At 55.0% G+C, this 20216-nt stretch carries 18 protein-coding genes and 1 tRNA gene; all 19 read right to left on the bottom strand.

The features are described from left to right. Positions 1-1073, bottom strand: a 1073-nt coding sequence (gene tuf, locus AB5Y67_RS21180; protein ID WP_021229319.1) for an elongation factor Tu, incomplete at its 3' end; no start/stop codon positions are given. 54 nt (positions 1074-1127) lie between these two features. After that, positions 1128-3233 (bottom strand): elongation factor G, encoded by a 2106-nt coding sequence (gene fusA, locus AB5Y67_RS21175; protein WP_021229318.1) that lies wholly within the window; start codon positions 3231-3233, stop codon positions 1128-1130. 75 nt (positions 3234-3308) lie between these two features. After that, a complete protein-coding gene (gene rpsG / locus AB5Y67_RS21170; RefSeq protein ID WP_005339911.1) occupies positions 3309-3779 on the bottom strand; it encodes a 30S ribosomal protein S7 in 471 nt (156 codons plus the stop codon). A 93-nt stretch (positions 3780-3872) separates the two neighbouring features. Then, positions 3873-4247 (bottom strand): 30S ribosomal protein S12, encoded by a 375-nt coding sequence (gene rpsL / locus AB5Y67_RS21165; protein ID WP_005306278.1) that lies wholly within the window; start codon positions 4245-4247, stop codon positions 3873-3875. 182 nt (positions 4248-4429) lie between these two features. Then, positions 4430-4708: a sulfurtransferase complex subunit TusB gene (gene tusB / locus AB5Y67_RS21160; RefSeq protein ID WP_005339909.1), complete on the bottom strand. Its 279-nt coding sequence runs from the start codon at positions 4706-4708 to the stop codon at positions 4430-4432. Between the two features lie 7 nt (positions 4709-4715). Beyond that, positions 4716-5075, bottom strand: a complete 360-nt coding sequence (gene tusC, locus AB5Y67_RS21155) for a sulfurtransferase complex subunit TusC (RefSeq protein WP_088870338.1) — start codon at positions 5073-5075, stop codon at positions 4716-4718. Between the two features lie 8 nt (positions 5076-5083). Next, positions 5084-5476 carry a sulfurtransferase complex subunit TusD gene (tusD, locus tag AB5Y67_RS21150; RefSeq protein ID WP_150390144.1) on the bottom strand — a complete coding sequence of 131 codons (393 nt, stop codon included), beginning with the start codon at positions 5474-5476 and terminating at the stop codon, positions 5084-5086. 84 nt (positions 5477-5560) lie between these two features. After that, positions 5561-5941: a RidA family protein gene (locus tag AB5Y67_RS21145; RefSeq protein WP_005339904.1), complete on the bottom strand. Its 381-nt coding sequence runs from the start codon at positions 5939-5941 to the stop codon at positions 5561-5563. Between the two features lie 24 nt (positions 5942-5965). After that, positions 5966-6682 (bottom strand): transcriptional regulator, encoded by a 717-nt coding sequence (locus tag AB5Y67_RS21140; protein WP_005339902.1) that lies wholly within the window; start codon positions 6680-6682, stop codon positions 5966-5968. A 194-nt stretch (positions 6683-6876) separates the two neighbouring features. After that, the gene (gene rpoC / locus AB5Y67_RS21135; protein WP_150390143.1) at positions 6877-11181 is read right to left on the bottom strand and encodes a DNA-directed RNA polymerase subunit beta'; all 4305 of its coding nucleotides are present in this window, start codon (positions 11179-11181) and stop codon (positions 6877-6879) included. Positions 11182-11272: 91 nt separating this feature from the next. Beyond that, on the bottom strand, positions 11273-15301 hold the full coding sequence (gene rpoB, locus AB5Y67_RS21130; RefSeq protein WP_005339897.1) for a DNA-directed RNA polymerase subunit beta: 4029 nt from the start codon (positions 15299-15301) through the stop codon (positions 11273-11275). Between the two features lie 224 nt (positions 15302-15525). Beyond that, on the bottom strand, positions 15526-15891 hold the full coding sequence (gene rplL, locus AB5Y67_RS21125) for a 50S ribosomal protein L7/L12 (RefSeq protein WP_005306304.1): 366 nt from the start codon (positions 15889-15891) through the stop codon (positions 15526-15528). A 51-nt stretch (positions 15892-15942) separates the two neighbouring features. Further along, positions 15943-16443 carry a 50S ribosomal protein L10 gene (rplJ, locus tag AB5Y67_RS21120; protein WP_005339895.1) on the bottom strand — a complete coding sequence of 167 codons (501 nt, stop codon included), beginning with the start codon at positions 16441-16443 and terminating at the stop codon, positions 15943-15945. 256 nt (positions 16444-16699) lie between these two features. Further along, positions 16700-17401, bottom strand: coding sequence for a 50S ribosomal protein L1 (gene rplA / locus AB5Y67_RS21115; RefSeq protein ID WP_005339888.1), 702 nt, complete (start codon positions 17399-17401; stop codon positions 16700-16702). Between the two features lie 4 nt (positions 17402-17405). Then, complete coding sequence (gene rplK, locus AB5Y67_RS21110; RefSeq protein WP_005339887.1) at positions 17406-17834, bottom strand: 50S ribosomal protein L11; 429 nt, start codon at positions 17832-17834, stop codon at positions 17406-17408. Between the two features lie 134 nt (positions 17835-17968). Continuing rightward, positions 17969-18520, bottom strand: a complete 552-nt coding sequence (nusG, locus tag AB5Y67_RS21105; RefSeq protein ID WP_005306318.1) for a transcription termination/antitermination protein NusG — start codon at positions 18518-18520, stop codon at positions 17969-17971. Between the two features lie 9 nt (positions 18521-18529). Further along, a complete protein-coding gene (secE, locus tag AB5Y67_RS21100; RefSeq protein ID WP_005306322.1) occupies positions 18530-18901 on the bottom strand; it encodes a preprotein translocase subunit SecE in 372 nt (123 codons plus the stop codon). A 60-nt stretch (positions 18902-18961) separates the two neighbouring features. Further along, positions 18962-19038, bottom strand: a tRNA-Trp gene (locus AB5Y67_RS21095). Positions 19039-19091: 53 nt separating this feature from the next. Continuing rightward, positions 19092-20216, bottom strand: a 1125-nt coding sequence (gene tuf, locus AB5Y67_RS21090; protein ID WP_368208072.1) for an elongation factor Tu, incomplete at its 5' end; no start/stop codon positions are given.

Genomic DNA, 20216 nt, shown 5'->3' with positions numbered 1-20216 from the left:
TTGATGTTGTCGCCCGGCATTACCATCTCTACGCCTTCCGGCAGTTCGATGGTACCGGTCACGTCGGTAGTACGGAAGTAGAACTGCGGACGGTAGCCTTTGAAGAACGGGGTATGACGACCGCCTTCTTCTTTGGACAGTACGTACACTTCAGATTCGAACTTGGTGTGCGGCTTGATAGAACCCGGCTTGGCCAGTACCTGACCACGCTCTACGTCTTCACGCTTAACACCACGCAGCAGCGCGCCGATGTTCTCGCCTGCACGACCTTCGTCCAGCAGCTTACGGAACATTTCAACACCGGTACAGGTGGTAGAAACGGTATCTTTGATACCAACGATTTCTACGGTCTCACCTACTTTAACGATACCGCGCTCTACACGACCGGTAACTACGGTACCACGGCCAGCGATAGAGAATACGTCTTCGATAGGCATCAGGAACGGCTGGTCAATCGCGCGCTCCGGCTCCGGGATGTAGGTATCCAGGTGGCCAGCCAGCTCGATGATCTTCTCTTCCCACTGAGCGTCGCCTTCCAGCGCTTTCAGTGCGGAACCACGAACTACCGGCAGGTCATCACCCGGGAAGTCGTACTCGGTCAGCAGTTCACGAACTTCCATCTCAACCAGTTCGAGCAGCTCTTCGTCATCAACCATGTCACACTTGTTCATGAACACGATCATGTACGGGATACCAACCTGACGACCCAGCAGGATGTGCTCACGAGTCTGCGGCATCGGGCCGTCAGTCGCTGCTACTACCAGGATCGCGCCGTCCATCTGGGCAGCACCGGTGATCATGTTTTTAACGTAGTCGGCGTGACCCGGGCAATCTACGTGGGCGTAGTGACGGGTAGCGGTGTCGTATTCTACGTGGGAGGTATTGATGGTGATACCACGCTCACGCTCTTCCGGTGCCTTGTCGATCTGGTCGAAGGCGAAAGCTTTACCACCGAAGTGCTTGGCCAGCACGTTGGTGATAGCTGCAGTCAGGGTGGTTTTACCGTGGTCAACATGGCCGATGGTGCCGACGTTTACGTGCGGTTTATTACGCTCAAATTTTTCTTTAGACACGACGTAGTCCTTCTAGGTTAAACCCGCCTACCGTCGTAGGCGGGGAATCTTAAATTACTTGGATTTGCGCTCTTCGATCACGGCTTGTGCAACGTTGGTCGGTGCATCGTGATACTTGGCGAATTCCATGGCGTAGGAAGCACGACCCTGGGTAGCGGAACGCAGTGCAGTTGCATAACCGAACATTTCGGCCAGCGGCACCAGAGCACGTACGATCTTGCCGGACGGGCCATCTTCCATACCTTCGATCAGGCCACGACGACGGTTCAGGTCACCGATAACGTCGCCCATGTAATCTTCCGGAGTTTCAACTTCTACTTTCATGATCGGTTCGAGCAGAACCGGGTTGGCTTTCATGAAGCCAGCCTTAAAGGCCATGGAAGCAGCGATTTTGAACGCCAGTTCGGAAGAGTCGACATCGTGGTAAGAACCGAAGTGCAGACGCACACCCAGATCCATAACCGGGTAACCAGCCAGCGGACCAGATTTGAGCTGCTCACGGATACCTTTATCGACACCCGGGATGAATTCACCAGGAATGACACCACCTTTGATGTCGTTGACGAACTCGTAGGCTTTGCCTTCTTCCAGCGGGTACATGTCGATAACAACATGACCGTACTGACCGCGACCACCAGACTGCTTGGCATGCTTGCCTTCGATGTCTTTAACGGTGGTACGGATGGTTTCACGGTAGGCAACCTGCGGCTTACCTACGTTGGCTTCAACCTTGAACTCGCGACGCATACGGTCAACGATGATGTCCAGGTGCAGCTCACCCATACCAGCGATGATGGTTTGACCTGACTCTTCGTCAGTCCATACGCGGAAGGACGGATCTTCCTGAGCCAGACGGCCCAGAGCCAGACCCATCTTCTCCTGGTCAGCCTTGGTTTTCGGCTCAACCGCGATAGAAATTACCGGCTCCGGGAATTCCATACGCTCGAGGATGATCGGTGCGTTCGGGTCACACAGGGTGTCACCAGTGGTCACGTCTTTCAGACCGATGGCAGCAGCGATGTCACCAGCGCGTACTTCTTTTATCTCTTCACGCTTGTTGGCATGCATCTGAACGATACGGCCAAAACGCTCGCGCTTGTCCTTGACGGAGTTCAGCACGGTGTCACCGGAGTTGATCACGCCAGAGTAGACACGGAAGAAGGTCAGGTTACCAACGAACGGGTCGGTAGCGATCTTGAACGCCAGAGCAGAGAACGGCTCGTCATCAGAAGCGTGACGCTCGTCTTTGGTCTCGCCGTCCATTTTCAGGCCGTCGATAGCAGCAACGTCGGTCGGAGCCGGCAGGTACTCGATCACAGCATCCAGCATTGCCTGTACGCCCTTGTTCTTGAACGCGGAGCCACAGGTTACCAGGATGATTTCGTTGTTCAGCACGCGCTGACGCAGAGCACCTTTGATCTCTTCCTCGGTCAGCTCTTCGCCGCCCAGGTATTTTTCCATCAGGTCTTCAGACGCTTCAGCAGCGGCTTCAACCAGATTCATGCGCATTTCTTGCGCCTGTTCCAGCAACTCGGCCGGGACGTCTTCGTAATCGAAGGATACGCCCTGATCAGCTTCATTCCAGTTGATGGCTTTCATCTTGACCAAGTCAACAACGCCCTTGAAGTTCTCTTCAGAGCCGATGTTCAGCTGAAGGGGAACCGGAGTACCTTTCAGACGGGTCTTGATGTGCTCAACGCAGCGCAGGAAGTTGGCGCCGGTACGGTCCATCTTGTTGACGAACGCGATACGGGGAACCTTGTACTTGTTAGCCTGACGCCATACGGTTTCAGACTGTGGCTGTACGCCACCTACGGCACAGTACACCATCACGGCACCGTCCAGAACACGCATTGAACGCTCTACTTCGATAGTAAAGTCAACGTGGCCCGGGGTATCGATGATGTTGATACGGTGCGGTTGGAACTGTTTACCCATACCGGACCAGAAAGCGGTGGTCGCGGCGGAGGTGATGGTGATACCACGCTCTTGTTCCTGTTCCATCCAGTCCATGGTGGCAGCGCCATCGTGAACTTCACCGATCTTGTGACTTACACCGGTGTAAAACAGTACGCGCTCGGTAGTAGTAGTCTTACCGGCGTCAATGTGAGCGGAGATACCGATGTTACGATAACGCTCAATGGGGGTTGTACGAGCCATTGTCATCCTCTTACTAAGGCGCTTGTCCCTAGATAATTAAAGGTGCGCAGAGTCAAAAGACCCTGCGCAAGCGGATTACCAGCGGAAGTGAGCGAAGGCTTTGTTCGCTTCAGCCATACGGTGAACGTCTTCACGTTTCTTGACAGACGAACCCTTATTGTCAGCGGCATCCAGCAGCTCGCCAGCCAGACGCTGAGCCATTGATTTTTCACCACGTTTACGAGCGGCATCAACCAACCAGCGCATTGCCAGGGCATTGCGACGTACCGGACGAACTTCTACCGGCACCTGATAGGTTGCACCACCGACGCGACGAGATTTAACCTCGACCGCCGGACGAATGTTATCCAGAGCTTCTTCGAATACGGCCAGGTGCTCTTTGCCAGATTTGGTGGCAATGATGTCCAGGGCGCCATAAACAATGGCTTCTGCAACAGATTTCTTACCGTCAACCATTACTACGTTGACAAATTTAGCCAGCAGCTCTGATCCGAACTTGGGATCTGGCAGGATTTTACGCTGACCAACAACACGACGTCTTGGCATTTCAAATTCTCCGTAACTTCAGGGATTACCCAAAACTAGAAAGCTATCTAACTAGAAACGAATTAACGTTTGGCCTTACTTAACGGAGAACCATTAAGCTTTAGGACGCTTCACGCCATACTTGGAGCGAGCCTGCTTACGGTCTTTAACACCGGCACAGTCCAACGCACCACGAACGGTGTGATAACGAACACCTGGCAAGTCTTTTACACGACCGCCACGGATCAGAACAACAGAGTGCTCTTGCAGGTTGTGACCTTCACCGCCGATGTAGGAGGTGACTTCGAAGCCGTTGGTCAGACGTACACGGCACACTTTACGCAATGCAGAGTTAGGCTTCTTCGGGGTGGTGGTATATACACGAGTGCATACGCCACGCTTCTGAGGGCACGCTTCCAGCGCCGGCACGTTGCTTTTCACAACGAGCTTGATGCGTGGCTTGCGAACCAACTGGTTAATAGTTGCCATCAAAAGGCTCCTGATAATGACTTCATAAACGTGTGGAAAATCCTCCCCGCAGATACGGGGACGCGAAATTTTATGCCCTGTTGTCTGGGGAGTCAAGATTTATACAATTTGCGTCACAAAAGGGCAATTCGGATCCGTTTGATTTCACGACATCTCCTTGAATTTTCATGGAAATGTGCTTATCAGCCACCCCAGGTGCGCGGGGAACCTTTTTGCGCAATCAGTGCCACCAGACCCGCCATATCGAGCACATTGCCCACCCGATGCTGCAAACCGCGAGCTTGCAGATCTTCCTGCATCACATAAAGCGGGATACCCGCCAGCCGCGCGCTCCACTGGGGAGCCGATGCCGCAATCACGGCATCCTGCATCAGTACCAGCTCATCCTCGGGCTGAAGGTATGAGAGCGCCTCTGCCAGAGCCTGACTCTGAAAGGGAGAGTTCAATATCAGATGCAACATGGAGACCTCAAAAGCTGATGTGGGTCGAACATTGGGCCCAGCGCCGAGCCATTTCCTGGCGCGGCAGACTCTCGACGGGGATCAGCAGATCATCCACTGTCACGCCACGCTCTGCCAGCGAGTCAGCACAAACATAGACCTCTTCAATGTCGTAGAGTTCCAGCATTTTGAAGGTGGGCGCGTAGTGGCGCTGCAAAATGGCAGCAGGTTGCTGATCCTTGAGCAGTTGCAGCACGCCGTCCCCAATCAGGAAGAGGGCCAGCTCATCGGTCATGGCAGAGGTGGCCAACAAGGCATCCAGTCCTTCCCGGCCGGCGGCATGGCCATGGGGGCCACGACTGCAGATAAAGGCGATTTTCTTGCTCATGACTCCCCCTAGAACTGAACCAGCCGATCGGCGGTGAGCGCCGCCTCGGCCAACTGGCCCAGACCGCTCAGGCAAAATGGCGGTTGCAGATTGAAGTGCACCTGCCCTGCCCCCTTGGCCTCCTGCTCATCGAGCACACCGCGTCGCATGGCGGCGGCGACGCAGACGTCGATACGGATCCCCTGCACTTCTGCCAGCTCTCGCCACAGACGCACCAGGTCAGTCTCATCGGATGCTGGCAGGTGCAGACCGTTGCCGTTGCAGACCCCATCCTGATAGAAGAACAGGTGGGACAAGGTATGCCCCTGTGCCAACAAGGTGCGGGCAAAACGATAGGCGGTGCTGGCCGACTGGGTGCCATAGGCGGGCCCCGTGACCAGGATGGCAAAACTCAGACTCATAGCAGGACTCCTGTGCTGACCCGGTCCATTTTACGCCAAAAACAAAAAAGCCCCTGCCAGGAGGGGCTTGATTCAATCTGTTGATCAGAGATGGGCAATCGCCTCGACCTCGACCAGCACATCTTTCGGCAGACGAGCCACCTCCACGCAGGAGCGGGCTGGCGCCGCATCGCCAAAGTAGCGGGCATAGACCTGGTTGAAGGCAACGAAGTTGTTCATGTCGCTCAGGAAGCAGGTGGTTTTGACCACTTTGCTGGCATCGGCACCGGCAGCGTGCAACACGGCAACCAGGTTCTTCATCACCCGTTCGGCCTGCTCTTCAATGCCGCCAGCCACGATTTCCATGGTGGCAGGATCGAGCGGGATCTGCCCGGAGGTGAAGATCATCTCGCCAACCTTGGTAGCCTGAACATACGGACCAATCGCGGCAGGCGCCTTGTCGGTTGCAATCACTTCTTTAGCCATTCATCTATCCCCTTCTGGAATGAGTTACTCGTTCTCGTCTTCACCCTGCTTGCGCTGTCGGATGTAAAGATAAACGGTATGTTTTGAAATATTGAGTTTGTCCGCCACCAGATTGATCGAATCCTTGATGTCGAAAATGCCCTTCTCGAACAGCTGGGTCACGATGAAGCGGTTCTTGGCATTGTTGGCCACGGTGGGATCGCGATTGATCTCGTCGATGGTGTTATCCACCGTCTGGGCAACCAGCTCTTCCACGCTGTTGGCGAAGGTCTCTGGTGACTGACGCGCCGCCTGCTGGGGCGTCGGGAAAAATTCGGCCACGAACTCGTGGAAAGGCGCATTGATGTGCAGGTTGATGCAGATCAGCCCCACCACTTGCCGCTCGCTGTTGCGAATGGCGATGGTGCTCGACTTCATCAGCGCACCGGTACGGCTGCGAGCGAAATAGCTCTGGGTGTAATCCTGGCCGGTGCTCTCGATGTCCTTGAGCATGCGCAGGGCGAGATCGGTGATGGGCGCCCCGAGGGTGCGTCCGGTATTGAAGCCGTTGGCGATCTTGATCACCGACTCGTGCAGATTTTCCAGGGAGTGGAGAACCACTTCACAATGCTTGCCGAACAGCTCGGCCAAGCCATCGATGAGCCCATCGTATGAGCGCAACAATTCCCTGTCTTCATCTGTAAAAGTGCGGCTGATCAGCTGTTCTTCGGGAAGCATGGCTTCCTCGATACCGACAGTCATGTTCTACCCCTGTAATAACCATTCAACTTTCCCGAGTTTTAAATTGCAGGGGAGTAAAGTCAACTTTTTTTGATTTTTTACTCTACAACTTTGCTCTGGATCATCCTGAAACCCGCGCTGCGTCTACCTTTGCCGAGGAATTGGCCAACAAAAAGGGCTCCTTGAAGGAGCCCTTTTCAATCACGGATGACGAGTTACTCTTCGTCGAAGCTACCGGCTGCGTTCAGCAGATCCGCCAGGTTCTGCTCCGCTTCATCAGCGGTCACCTGCGGGGTACCAACAGCACGAGCTGCGGCAGCACGCTGGTTGATCCGGCTGTGGTGGTAGGCAAAGCCGGTACCAGCCGGGATCAGACGACCCACGATGACGTTCTCTTTCAGACCACGCAGTTCATCACGCTTGCCACCTACGGCGGCTTCGGTCAGAACGCGAGTGGTTTCCTGGAAGGAAGCCGCGGAGATGAAGGACTCGGTGCTCAGAGATGCCTTGGTAATACCCATCAGTACATGACGGTAGGTCGCAGGGGTCTTGCCCTCGGCAACCAGCTTACGGTTGGCAATCTTCACACGAGCTACTTCAACCTGTTCGCCTTCGATCAGATCGGTGTCGCCAGCAGTCAGGATCTCGCACTTGCGCAGCATCTGACGAACGATGACTTCGATGTGTTTGTCGTTGATCTTAACGCCTTGCAGACGGTAAACGTCCTGCACTTCGTTGGCGATGTAGTTGGCGACCGGGCTGATACCGCGCAGACGCAGGATGTCGTGAGCAGACTCAGGACCGTCCGCCAGCACTTCACCCTTCTCAACTTTTTCACCTTCGAACACGTTCAGGTTACGCCACTTCGGAATCATCTCTTCGTAGACGTTGCCACCATCGGTCGGGGTAATGACCAGACGGCGTTTGCCCTTGGTCTCTTTACCGAAGGAGATGGTACCGGAGATCTCGGCCAGAATTGCCGGTTCCTTCGGTTGACGTGCTTCGAACAGATCCGCAACGCGCGGCAGACCACCGGTGATGTCCTTGGTACCGCCGGACTCTTGCGGGATACGCGCTACCGCGTCACCCACGCCCACGTTGGCACCATCTTCCAGGTTCACGATCGCCTTGCCCGGCAGGAAGTACTGGGCGGCTACATCGGTACCCGGGATCATCACGTCTTTGCCGTTCAGGTCGACCAGTTTAACGGTCGGACGCATCTCTTTACCGGCGCTCGGACGCTCGTTGACATCCAGTACGACGATAGAAGAGAGACCGGTCAGCTCGTCGGTCTGACGAGTGATGGTCACGCCATCGATCATGTGTTCGAACTGCAGGCGACCTGCCACTTCGGTGATGATCGGGTGGGTGTGCGGATCCCAGTTAGCAACGGTCTCACCAGCGCTCACGGCCTGGCCATCCTTCACTTCCAGCACAGAACCGTAAGGCAGCTTGTGGCTTTCCTTGGTACGGCCCATGTCGTCCATGATGGTCAGTTCGGTAGAACGTGAGGTGATAACCAGTTTGTCATCGCTGTTGTGAACGAACTTGGCGTTCTGCAGCTTGATGGTACCGGTGTTCTTGACCTGGATGCTGCTTTCAGCAGCGGCACGAGATGCAGCACCACCGATGTGGAAAGTACGCATCGTCAGCTGGGTACCCGGTTCACCGATGGACTGGGCGGCGATAACACCGACAGCCTCACCCTTGTTAACCAAGTGACCACGGGCCAGATCACGGCCGTAGCAGTGAGCACAGTTACCGAAGTCGGTTTCACAGGTGATGGCAGAACGTACCTTCACACGGTCAACGGAGTTGCGTTCCAGCAGGTCACACAGCTGCTCGTCGAGCAGGGTGTTGCGAGCAACCAGGATCTCGTCCTCGGTACCCGGCTTGATGACATCTTCTGCCACCACACGACCCAGCACGCGCTCACGCAGCGGCTCGACCACGTCGCCACCCTCGATCAGCGGAGTCATCCACAGACCGTCGGTAGTGCCGCAATCGTCCTCGGTGATCACCATGTCTTGCGCCACGTCTACCAGACGACGAGTCAGGTAACCGGAGTTCGCAGTCTTCAGTGCAGTATCCGCCAGACCCTTACGAGCACCGTGGGTAGAGATAAAGTACTGCAGTACGTTCAGACCTTCGCGGAAGTTCGCGATGATCGGGGTCTCGATGATGGAGCCATCCGGCTTGGCCATCAGGCCACGCATACCGGCCAGCTGACGGATCTGGGCAGCGGAACCACGCGCACCAGAGTCGGCCATCATAAAGATGCTGTTGAACGAGGCCTGCTCTTCTTCTTCACCCAGCGAGTTGACGTTACGCTCTTTGGACAAGTTCTCCATCATGGCCTTGGAGACGCGCTCGTTGGCGCTGGCCCAGATATCGATAACCTTGTTGTAACGCTCGCCCGCAGTTACCAGACCAGACAGGAACTGGTCCTGGATCTCGGCAACTTCGGCTTCGGCTGCCGCGATGATGTCTTTCTTGGCATCCGGGATGACCATGTCATCAATACCAACGGAAGCACCGGACAGGGCCGCGTAGTGGAAACCGGTATACATCAGCTGGTCAGCGAAGATAACGGTGTCCTTCAGGCCCTGCTTGCGATAGCAGGTGTTCAGCAGACGGGAGATGAGCTTTTTGCCCAGCGCCTTGTTGGATACGCACTTGATCCAGTTCTGCGGATTGGCATCCAGATCAGCCTGTTCTGCAGCAGTCAGCACCTTCGGCTCGTCGATCAGGGCGTATTCCATGCCTTTCGGCAGGATCAGGCTCAGGATCGCACGACCAACGGTGGTGTTCTTCATCTCGGTGTGTTCACGCAGAGAACCGTCTTCCTGACGCAGGTATTCGGTAATGCGTACTTTCACACGAGCATGCAGATCGGCCAGACCGGCGCGATATACTTTCTCGGCTTCTTTCGGGCCGGCCAGCACCATACCTTCGCCTTTGGCGTTGATACGGGCACGGGTCATGTAGTACAGACCCAAGACCACGTCCTGAGAAGGAACGATGATCGGCTCACCGGAGGCAGGCGACAGGATGTTGTTGGTAGACATCATCAGCGCACGCGCTTCCAGCTGGGCTTCCAGGGTCAGCGGTACGTGGACCGCCATCTGGTCACCATCGAAGTCCGCGTTATACGCAGCACAAACCAGCGGGTGCAGCTGGATTGCCTTGCCTTCGACCAGAGTCGGTTCGAATGCCTGGATACCCAGACGGTGCAGAGTCGGTGCACGGTTCAACAGAACCGGATGTTCGCGGATCACTTCGTCCAGGATATCCCAAACGACAGCTTCCTCACGCTCCACCATCTTCTTGGCGGCCTTGATAGTAGTCGCCAGACCGCGGGTTTCCAGCTTGCCATAGATGAACGGCTTGAACAGTTCCAGAGCCATCTTCTTCGGCAGACCGCACTGATGCAGACGCAGAGTCGGGCCTACGGTGATAACGGAACGACCGGAGTAGTCGACACGCTTACCGAGCAAGTTCTGACGGAAACGACCCTGCTTACCCTTGATCATGTCGGCCAGGGATTTCAGCGGGCGCTTGTTGGAACCGGTGATGGCACGACCGCGACGACCGTTATCCAGCAGGGCATCGACGGACTCTTGCAGCATACGCTTTTCGTTGCGCACGATGATGTCCGGAGCAGCCAGATCCAGCAGACGCTTCAAGCGGTTGTTACGGTTGATCACGCGACGATACAGATCGTTCAGATCGGAAGTCGCGAAACGGCCGCCGTCCAGCGGTACCAGCGGACGCAGGTCCGGCGGCAGCACAGGCAGCACTGTCATGATCATCCACTCCGGCTTGTTGCCGGACTGCAGGAAAGCTTCCATCAGCTTCAGACGCTTGGTGGTCTTCTTGCGCTTGGTCTCGGAGTTGGTTTGATCCAGCTCCTCACGCATGGTTTTGACTTCACCTTCCAGATCGATAGCACGCAGCAATGCCAGGATTGCTTCGGCACCCATCTTGGCGTCAAATTCGTCGCCCCACTCTTCCAGCGCATCCAGGTACTGCTCTTCAGAGAGCATCTGGCTGCGTTCGAGGTTGGTCATACCCGGCTCGATTACGACGAAAGATTCGAAGTAGAGCACGCGCTCGATGTCGCGCAGGGTCATGTCCAGCAGCAGACCGATACGGGACGGCAGGGACTTCAGGAACCAGATGTGGGCAGTCGGGCTGGCCAGCTCAATGTGGCCCATACGCTCACGACGGACCTTGGTCTGGGTCACTTCAACGCCGCACTTCTCACAGATCACACCACGGTGTTTCAGGCGCTTGTACTTGCCGCACAGACACTCGTAGTCCTTCACCGGTCCGAAGATACGGGCGCAGAACAGACCATCACGCTCCGGCTTGAAAGTCCGGTAGTTGATGGTCTCAGGCTTTTTGACCTCACCGAATGACCAGGAGCGGATCATGTCAGGAGAGGCCAGACCGATCTTGATACTGTCAAACTCTTCGGTCTTGGTCTGAGCCTTCAAAAACTTGAGTAAGTCTTTCACGTGTTTCCCCTGTCAGGAGTCTAACCTCGGCGCCCCGGCTGCCAAAACAGCGGGGCGCCCACGTCAATTCTCGAACAATAAGAGCGAGCTCTTACTCTTCGTCCAGCTCGATGTTGATACCCAGAGAGCGGATTTCCTTCAGCAATACGTTGAAGGATTCGGGCATGCCCGGCTCCATACGGTGGTCGCCATCCACGATGTTCTTATACATCTTGGTACGGCCATTCACATCGTCAGACTTGACGGTCAGCATTTCCTGCAGGGTATATGCCGCACCGTAAGCCTCCAGGGCCCACACTTCCATCTCACCGAAACGCTGACCACCGAACTGAGCCTTACCACCCAGCGGCTGCTGGGTAACCAGGCTGTAAGAACCGGTAGAACGCGCGTGCATCTTGTCGTCGACCAAGTGGTTCAGCTTGAGCATGTACATGTAACCAACGGTTACTTTACGCTCGAAGCGGTTACCGGTACGGCCATCGAACAGATCAATCTGACCGGACTCCGGCAGATCGGCCAGCTTCAGCAGGGCTTTGATTTCGCGCTCTTTGGCACCATCAAACACTGGAGTAGCAACCGGCAGACCCTTACGCAGGTTACCCACCAGGGTACGTACGTCGTCATCAGACAGTTCGGCGATGTTCACTTGCTGGGTGTCCTTCTCGCCCAGGTCATAGACCTGTTGCAGGAAGTTGCGCATCTCGTGCAGCTCGCGCTGCTCTTTGACCATGCGATCGATCTTCTCGCCAATACCCTTGGCCGCAAGGCCCAGGTGCACTTCGAGGATCTGACCGATGTTCATACGGGATGGTACGCCCAACGGGTTCAGTACGATGTCGACCGGACGGCCGAACTCGTCATGAGGCATATCCTCGACCGGACAGATCTTGGAGATAACACCCTTGTTACCGTGACGGCCCGCCATCTTGTCACCCGGCTGGATGCGACGCTTGACTGCCAGATAAACCTTGACGATTTTCAGTACGCCCGGCGCCAGATCATCACCCTGGATAATCTTGCGACGCTTGTTCTCGAATTTCTTGTCGAACTCGGCTTTCAGCTCAACGTGCTGTTCAGCGATCTGTTCCAGTTCGGTCTGCTTGCCTTCGTCTTCGATGGCCAGTTCAAACCACTTGGAGCGATCGAGCTTGTTCAGACGATCTTCGCTGTAACCGGCGGCCAGCAGCAGGTTGCGGGAGCGGCCGAAAATGCCGTCTTCCAGGATCTTGAACTCTTCGGTCAAGTCCTTCTTCGCTTCCTTCAGCTGCATCTCTTCGATTTCTTTGGCGCGCTTGTCTTTTTCCACGCCATCGCGGGTAAAGACTTGCACGTCAACCACGGTACCGTAAACACCGTTCGGTACACGCAGGGAGGAGTCCTTCACATCGGACGCCTTCTCACCGAAGATGGCGCGCAGCAGCTTCTCTTCCGGCGTCAGCTGGGTTTCACCTTTCGGGGTTACCTTACCGACCAGAATGTCGCCGCCCTTCACTTCGGCACCCACGTAGACGATACCGGACTCGTCCAGCTTGGACAGAGCGGCTTCACCCACGTTCGGGATGTCAGCAGTGATCTCTTCCGGACCCAGCTTGGTGTCACGGGAGATACAGGCCAGTTCCTGGATATGGATGGTGGTCAGGCGATCTTCCTGAACAACACGCTCGTTCACCAGGATCGAGTCTTCGAAGTTGTAACCGTTCCACGGCATGAACGCGACGCGCATGTTCTGACCCAGCGCCAGTTCACCCAGATCGGTGGACGGGCCGTCAGCCAGTACGTCGCCAGCCATGACCGGCTCACCCAACATCACGCAAGGACGCTGGTTGATACAGGTGTTCTGGTTGGAACGGGTGTATTTGGTCAGGTTGTAGATGTCGATACCGGCTTCGCCTGGCATCAGCTCATCTTCATTGACCTTCAGGACGATACGGGAGGCATCGACATAGTCGATTACGCCACCACGCTTGGCCACTACGGTTACACCGGAGTCAACGGCCACAGCGCGTTCCATACCGGTACCTACCAGCGGCTTGTCAGCACGCAGAGTCGGTACAGCCTGACGTTGCATGTTTGAACCCATCAATGCGCGGTTCGCGTCATCGTGTTCCAGGAACGGGATCAGAGCCGCTGCCACAGATACGATCTGCTGCGGGCTCACGTCCATATACTGGATCTGGTCGGCGTTCATAAAGGTGGATTCACCTTTGTGACGGCACGGGATCAATTCATCTTTCAGACGGCCATCTTCGGTGGTCGCGGCGTTAGCCTGTGCGATCACGTACTTGCCTTCTTCAATAGCAGACAGGTAGTCCACTTCGTCGGTGATCACACCGTCAATGACCTTGCGGTACGGAGTCTCGAGGAAACCGTACTCGTTGGTACGAGAGTACACGGACAGAGAGTTGATCAGACCGATGTTCGGACCTTCAGGAGTCTCGATAGGGCACAGACGACCGTAGTGGGTCGGGTGTACGTCTCGGACTTCAAAGCCGGCACGCTCACGAGTCAAACCGCCCGGGCCCAGCGCGGAAATACGGCGCTTGTGGGTCACTTCGGAGAGCGGGTTGTTCTGGTCCATAAACTGGGACAGCTGGCTGGAACCAAAGAACTCTTTGACTGCGGCGGAGATCGGCTTGGCGTTGATCAGATCCTGCGGCATCAGGGTGTCCAGGTCGCCCAGGGAGAGACGCTCCTTGACCGCACGCTCGACACGCACCAGACCGACGCGGAACTGGTTTTCAGCCATTTCACCGACAGAACGGATACGACGGTTACCCAAGTGGTCGATATCGTCCACTTCGTCGTTACCGTTACGGATGTCGATCAGGCGCTTCATCACATCGACGATGTCGTCTTTGGTCAGTACACCTGCGCCAGTCTCGTCTTCACGACCCAGACGGCGATTGAACTTCATCCGACCTACGGTAGACAGGTCGTAACGCTCGGCGGAGAAGAACAGGTTTTCGAACAGCTGTTCTGCAGCTTCGCGAGTAGGCGGCTCGCCCGGACGCATCATGCGATAGATCTCGACCAGCGCTTCCAAACGGTTGGAGCTGGAGTCGACACGCAGGGTCTCGGACATGTAGGCACCGTGATCCAGTTCGTTGGTGAACAGAACCTCGAAATGCTTGAAGCCGGCTTGGGACAGGTTGGCGATCGCTTCCAGGCTCAGCGCCTGGTTGGCGGTCACGACCATCTCGCCAGTTTGCGGATGTGCGTAGTCCTTGGCAGCAACTTTGCCAACAACATACTCAACCGGTACCTCAATCTGGGTAACGGCGTCTTTTTCCAACTGACGGATGTGACGCGCAGTCACACGACGACCGGTCTCAACCACCACGGCGCCATTGGCCACGATGTCAAAGGTCGCAGTTTCACCACGCAGACGCTCCGGCACCAGATCCATCATCAACTTGCCATCTTTTACTTCAAAACCGATGGTCTCGAAGAAGGTGGCCAGGATTTGTTCGGAAGTGAAGTCCAGGGCGCGCAGAATAATGGATGCTGGCAGTTTGCGACGACGGTCGATACGGACAAACAGGTTGTCTTTCGCATCAAACTCGAAGTCCAGCCAGGAGCCACGGTAGGGGATAACGCGAGCGTTATACAGTACCTTACCGGATGAATGAGTTTTGCCTTTATCGTGGTCGAAGAAGACGCCCGGGCTGCGGTGCAGCTGGGAGACGATAACCCGCTCGGTACCATTGATAACAAAGGTGCCGTTCTCGGTCATGAGCGGAATTTCGCCCATGTATACTTCTTGTTCCTTGATGTCTTTGACGGTGCCGGCAGCTGCTTCACGGTCGTACAGAACCATACGAAGCTTGACACGCAGCGGCGCGGAGTAGGTCACTCCACGGATCTGGCATTCTTTTACGTCAAATACCGGCTCACCCAGGCGATAGCTGACATACTGAAGCTCAGCACTACCGGAGTAACTGGTGATCGGGAAAACGCTACGGAAAGCGGCCTCTAGGCCATATTCACCTTCCGGGTCAGCCTCGATGAACTGCTTGAAGGAGTCCAGCTGAATGGACAACAGATAAGGCGTGTCCAGTACCTGGTCTCGCTTACCGAAGTCCTTACGAATGCGTTTTTTTTCGGTATAAGAGTAAACCATAGGGTTCCTCAGCTCGCTGATAAGTGACCCACTCTGTCCCGCGGGACAGCTCTGTCTCAACACCGTTTTGTGTTGGCCCGGACGAAAGAAGACAGTCCGGATTGCTGGTGCACCGAGAGTCGTAAACGGTGTGAAATGCTCTCAGTCTACAGCGCAAAAAGGCTGGTGAACAAAAATTCACCAGCCCTAGCCTGTTTTATCAGGCTAATCTACATAAATGCAGATTATTTGATCTCAACAGAAGCACCGGCAGCTTCCAGCTCTTTCTTCAGAGCTTCAGCTTCGTCCTTGGACACGCCTTCCTTCAGGTTAGCCGGAGCAGCTTCTACCAGATCTTTGGCTTCTTTCAGGCCCAGACCGGTAGCGCCACGAACGGCTTTGATAACGGCAACTTTGTTGGCGCCAGCAGCAGTCAGAACTACGTCGAACTCGGTCTTCTCTTCTACTGCTTCAGCAGCAGCCGGGCCAGCCATTACGGCAGCAGCGGCAGAAACACCGAACTTCTCTTCCATAGCTTCGATCAGCTCAACAACTTCCATTACGGACATGGAAGCAACGGCTTCGATGATTTGGTCTTTAGTGATAGACATGACAAAAATTCCTGATGTTGAATAAACTCAAACAGCCTAAATAGGCGAGAATCAAGCAGCAGCTTGTTTCTGGTCGCGAACAGCAGCGATAGTACGAACCAGCTTGCCAGCAGAGGCTTCTTTCATAGTCGCCATCAACTTCGCAATTGCTTCTTCGTAAGTCGGCAGCGTGGCCAGACGATCAATTTGTGCTGCGGCGATAAACTCACCGTTAAAAGCGCCAGCCTTGATTTCGAACTTTTGGTTCGCTTTGGCAAACTCTTTGAACAGACGAGCAGCAGCGCCCGGGTGTTCGTTAGAGAAAGCAATCAAGGTAGGACCGGTAAATGCGTCGTTCAGGCACTCGTATTCGGTACCTTCTACCGCGCGACGCAGCAGGGTGTTACGCACAACGCGCATGTACACACCGGCTTCACGAGCGGTTTTACGCAGGACGGTCATCTTGTCTACAGTTACACCGCGAGAATCGGCAACAACTGCAGAAAGAGCGCCTTTGGCAGCTTCGTTGACTTCAGCAACAATTGCCTTTTTGTCTTCGAGTCCCAATGCCATTGGCTTAACTCCTGGATTGAATCCGGGTCTATTGACCCAGTACTGACACATCCCCCCTACCTTTACAACAGAGGGGAACGATGCGGTAGCAGGATTCCAGAAGAGAAAGAATCTTTCTCGCTGGGTTTCCGGCACCGTCTACGCAGGAAACATTAAGGCTTTTTAGCCTCCTGCGGTCTTGGACGGAGGTCGAAACCCCCAACCAATCAAGGCGCAAAATTATAGATTAAATTTTGCGCCTTGTAAAACCCATCAATTAGGCCTGAGCTTCCAGAGAAGCTTGGTCTACGGCAACACCGGCACCCATGGTGGTGGAGATGCTGACTTTCTTGATGAATTGACCTTTGGCGGAAGAGGGCTTGCCTTTTTTCAGGGCAACCAGCAGAGCTTCCAAGTTTTCTTTCAGCTGAACTTCGTTGAAAGAAACCTTACCCAGAGTGGTATGGATGATACCATTCTTGTCGTTACGATAACGAACCTGACCAGCCTTGGCGTTCTTGACAGCTTCGGCAACGTTCGGGGTTACAGTACCAACTTTCGGGTTCGGCATCAGGCCGCGCGGGCCCAGGATTTGACCCAGTTGACCAACAACGCGCATGGCATCCGGGGATGCGATAACTACGTCGAAGTTCATCTCGCCTTTCTTAACCAGATCGGCCAGGTCATCCATACCTACCAGGTCAGCACCGGCAGCTTTAGCTGCTTCGGCGTTTGCACCTTGAGTAAATACGGCAACGCGTACATCACGACCGGTACCGTGCGGCAGTACAGTAGCACCACGTACGTTCTGGTCAGATTTACGAGCGTCGATACCCAGGTTGACAGCAACGTCAACGCTTTCAACGAACTTGGCGGTAGCCAGTTCTTTCAGCAGGGCAATGGCTTCGTTGATGGAGTACTCTTTGGTACCGTCAACTTTTTCGCGAATAACGCGCATACGCTTGGAAAGTTTAGCCATTGTCTTAATCCTCCACTACCAGACCCATGGAACGAGCGGAGCCTGCGATGCAACGTACTTTTGCATCCAGATCGGCACCAGTCATATCCGGCTCTTTGGTCTTGGCGATTTCTTGCAGCTGAGCAACGGTCACCTTACCAACCTTGTCTTTGTTTGGCTTGGAAGAACCAGACTTGATGCCAGCAGCTTTCTTCAGCAGGAAGGAAGCAGGCGGAGTCTTGGTTTCGAAGGTGAAGGAACGGTCGCTGTAAACGGTGATCACGACCGGAGTCGGTGAACCTTTTTCCAGCTTCTCTGTACGAGCGTTGAACGCCTTACAGAATTCCATGATGTTAACACCGTGTTGACCCAGTGCAGGACCAACGGGAGGAGACGGGTTGGCTGCACCAGCAGCAACCTGCAGCTTGATATAAGCTGTGACTTTCTTAGCCATTAGGAAAATACCTCAAAAATGGGTTCTAGCGCCTCGGAGACTTGCTCCTGCAAACGGCTCCCCAACTAATAAAGGGGCTGCGAATTATAGAGATATTCGCTGCCCCTGACAACCGTTAAACGTACAGAATTCAATCAGCCTTTTTCGACCTGACCAAAATCCAGTTCAACAGGAGTAGAACGACCGAAGATCAGTACAGAGACCTTCACGCGGCTCTTCTCATAATCTACCTCTTCAACGGTACCGTTGAAGTCGGCAAACGGACCATCGGCAACTCGCACCATTTCACCCGGTTCAAACAGGGTTTTCGGACGCGGCTTGTCGTGGGCATCCTGCAGACGGTTCAGGATGGCATCGGCCTCTTTGTCGGAGATCGGTGCCGGACGGTCGGAAGTACCGCCGATGAAGCCCATTACACGCGGTACGTTACGTACCAAGTGCCATGTGGTTTCATCCATGATCATCTGGACCAGGACATAACCCGGGAAAAACTTGCGCTCACTCTTGCGCTTCTGGCCAGCACGCATCTCGACCACTTCTTCGGTCGGGACCAGTACTTCACCGAACATGTCTTCCATGCCATGCATCTTGATATGTTCACGCAGGGACTTGGCTACACGGCCTTCATAGCCGGAAAAAGCCTGCACGACATACCATCTCATACGTTGTTCACGTTGTTCAGTCATGGCTTATCCTTACACACCGGTAATCAGGTTGACCAACCAGACCAAGGCACCGTCCAGAACGAACAGCAGCAGCCCCATCACGGCGGTCACCGCCAGCACAATCAGGGTTGTCTGAATGGCTTCCTGACGGGTCGGCCATACGACCTTGCGGACTTCCAGGCGAGACTCACGGGCGAATGCCAGTGTTGCCTTTCCCTTGGTGGTTTGCAGGGCTACTGCACCAGCAGCAGCAATGACAACGACCACACCCAGGGCGCGGACGGCAGCGACAACATCGTTGAGCAGGTAATTACCCACTACAGCGGCCGCCAGGATAATGAAAACCAGGCCCCAAAGCAGGGTATCCTTGCTTCCGCCCTGGCTCTCAGAACTAACACTCATACAACCCACCTGTATCTGACGTAACCAAAGACACAAAAGCCCCGTACGAGACGAGGTATATGGCAGGGGCGGCAGGACTCGAACCCGCAACCATCGGTTTTGGAGACCGCTGTTCTACCAATTCGAACTACGCCCCTACACAAGAAAGCCCCTATTATAGGGGCTTTGCTTTATTTATGTAAGCCAAAGATTAAGCGATAACTTTAGCTACAACACCAGCACCTACGGTACGGCCACCTTCACGGATAGCGAAACGCAGGCCGTCGTCCATCGCGATCGGCGCAATCAGGGTAACAACCATCTTGATGTTGTCGCCCGGCATTACCATCTCTACGCCTTCCGGCAGTTCGATGGTACCGGTCACGTCGGTAGTACGGAAGTAGAACTGCGGACGGTAGCCTTTGAAGAACGGGGTATGACGACCGCCTTCTTCTTTGGACAGTACGTACACTTCAGATTCGAACTTGGTGTGCGGCTTGATAGAACCCGGCTTGGCCAGTACCTGACCACGCTCTACGTCTTCACGCTTAACACCACGCAGCAGCGCGCCGATGTTCTCGCCTGCACGACCTTCGTCCAGCAGCTTACGGAACATTTCAACACCGGTACAGGTGGTAGAAACGGTATCTTTGATACCAACGATTTCTACGGTCTCACCTACTTTAACGATACCGCGCTCTACACGACCGGTAACTACGGTACCACGGCCAGCGATAGAGAATACGTCTTCGATAGGCATCAGGAACGGCTGGTCAATCGCGCGCTCCGGCTCCGGGATGTAGGTATCCAGGTGGCCAGCCAGCTCGATGATCTTCTCTTCCCACTGAGCGTCGCCTTCCAGCGCTTTCAGTGCGGAACCACGAACTACCGGCAGGTCATCACCCGGGAAGTCGTACTCGGTCAGCAGTTCACGAACTTCCATCTCAACCAGTTCGAGCAGCTCTTCGTCATCAACCATGTCACACTTGTTCATGAACACGATCATGTACGGGATACCAACCTGACGACCCAGCAGGATGTGCTCACGAGTCTGCGGCATCGGGCCGTCAGTCGCTGCTACTACCAGGATCGCGCCGTCCATCTGGGCAGCACCGGTGATCATGTTTTTAACGTAGTCGGCGTGACCCGGGCAATCTACGTGGGCGTAGTGACGGGTAGCGGTGTCGTATTCTACGTGGGAGGTATTGATGGTGATACCACGCTCACGCTCTTCCGGTGCCTTGTCGATCTGGTCGAAGGCGAAAGCTTTACCACCGAAGTGCTTGGCCAGCACGTTGGTGATAGCTGCAGTCAGGGTGGTTTTACCGTGGTCAAC

The sequence above is a fragment of the Aeromonas sp. s12 genome (genome assembly GCF_040907925.1).
Taxonomy (GTDB): Bacteria; Pseudomonadota; Gammaproteobacteria; order Enterobacterales; family Aeromonadaceae; genus Aeromonas; species Aeromonas veronii.
Note: the sequence above shows the minus strand (reverse complement) of the source record. Positions and strands in the feature narration are given on the sequence as shown.

Bases quoted from the DNA above. Each gene is read 5' to 3' on its own strand.
- tusC (WP_088870338.1), bottom strand. From the start codon at position 5,075: ATGAGCAAGAAAATCGCCTTTATCTGCAGTCGTGGCCCCCATGGCCAT.
- rpsL (WP_005306278.1), bottom strand. From the start codon at position 4,247: ATGGCAACTATTAACCAGTTGGTTCGCAAGCCACGCATCAAGCTCGTT.
- secE (WP_005306322.1), bottom strand. From the start codon at position 18,901: ATGAGTGTTAGTTCTGAGAGCCAGGGCGGAAGCAAGGATACCCTGCTT.
- rpsG (WP_005339911.1), bottom strand. From the start codon at position 3,779: ATGCCAAGACGTCGTGTTGTTGGTCAGCGTAAAATCCTGCCAGATCCC.
- rplA (WP_005339888.1), bottom strand. From the start codon at position 17,401: ATGGCTAAACTTTCCAAGCGTATGCGCGTTATTCGCGAAAAAGTTGAC.
- rplL (WP_005306304.1), bottom strand. From the start codon at position 15,891: ATGTCTATCACTAAAGACCAAATCATCGAAGCCGTTGCTTCCATGTCC.
- AB5Y67_RS21140 (WP_005339902.1), bottom strand. From the start codon at position 6,682: ATGACTGTCGGTATCGAGGAAGCCATGCTTCCCGAAGAACAGCTGATC.
- fusA (WP_021229318.1), bottom strand. From the start codon at position 3,233: ATGGCTCGTACAACCCCCATTGAGCGTTATCGTAACATCGGTATCTCC.
- AB5Y67_RS21145 (WP_005339904.1), bottom strand. From the start codon at position 5,941: ATGGCTAAAGAAGTGATTGCAACCGACAAGGCGCCTGCCGCGATTGGT.
- rplK (WP_005339887.1), bottom strand. From the start codon at position 17,834: ATGGCTAAGAAAGTCACAGCTTATATCAAGCTGCAGGTTGCTGCTGGT.
- nusG (WP_005306318.1), bottom strand. From the start codon at position 18,520: ATGACTGAACAACGTGAACAACGTATGAGATGGTATGTCGTGCAGGCT.
- rpoB (WP_005339897.1), bottom strand. From the start codon at position 15,301: ATGGTTTACTCTTATACCGAAAAAAAACGCATTCGTAAGGACTTCGGT.
- tusB (WP_005339909.1), bottom strand. From the start codon at position 4,708: ATGTTGCATCTGATATTGAACTCTCCCTTTCAGAGTCAGGCTCTGGCA.
- tusD (WP_150390144.1), bottom strand. From the start codon at position 5,476: ATGAGTCTGAGTTTTGCCATCCTGGTCACGGGGCCCGCCTATGGCACC.
- rplJ (WP_005339895.1), bottom strand. From the start codon at position 16,443: ATGGCATTGGGACTCGAAGACAAAAAGGCAATTGTTGCTGAAGTCAAC.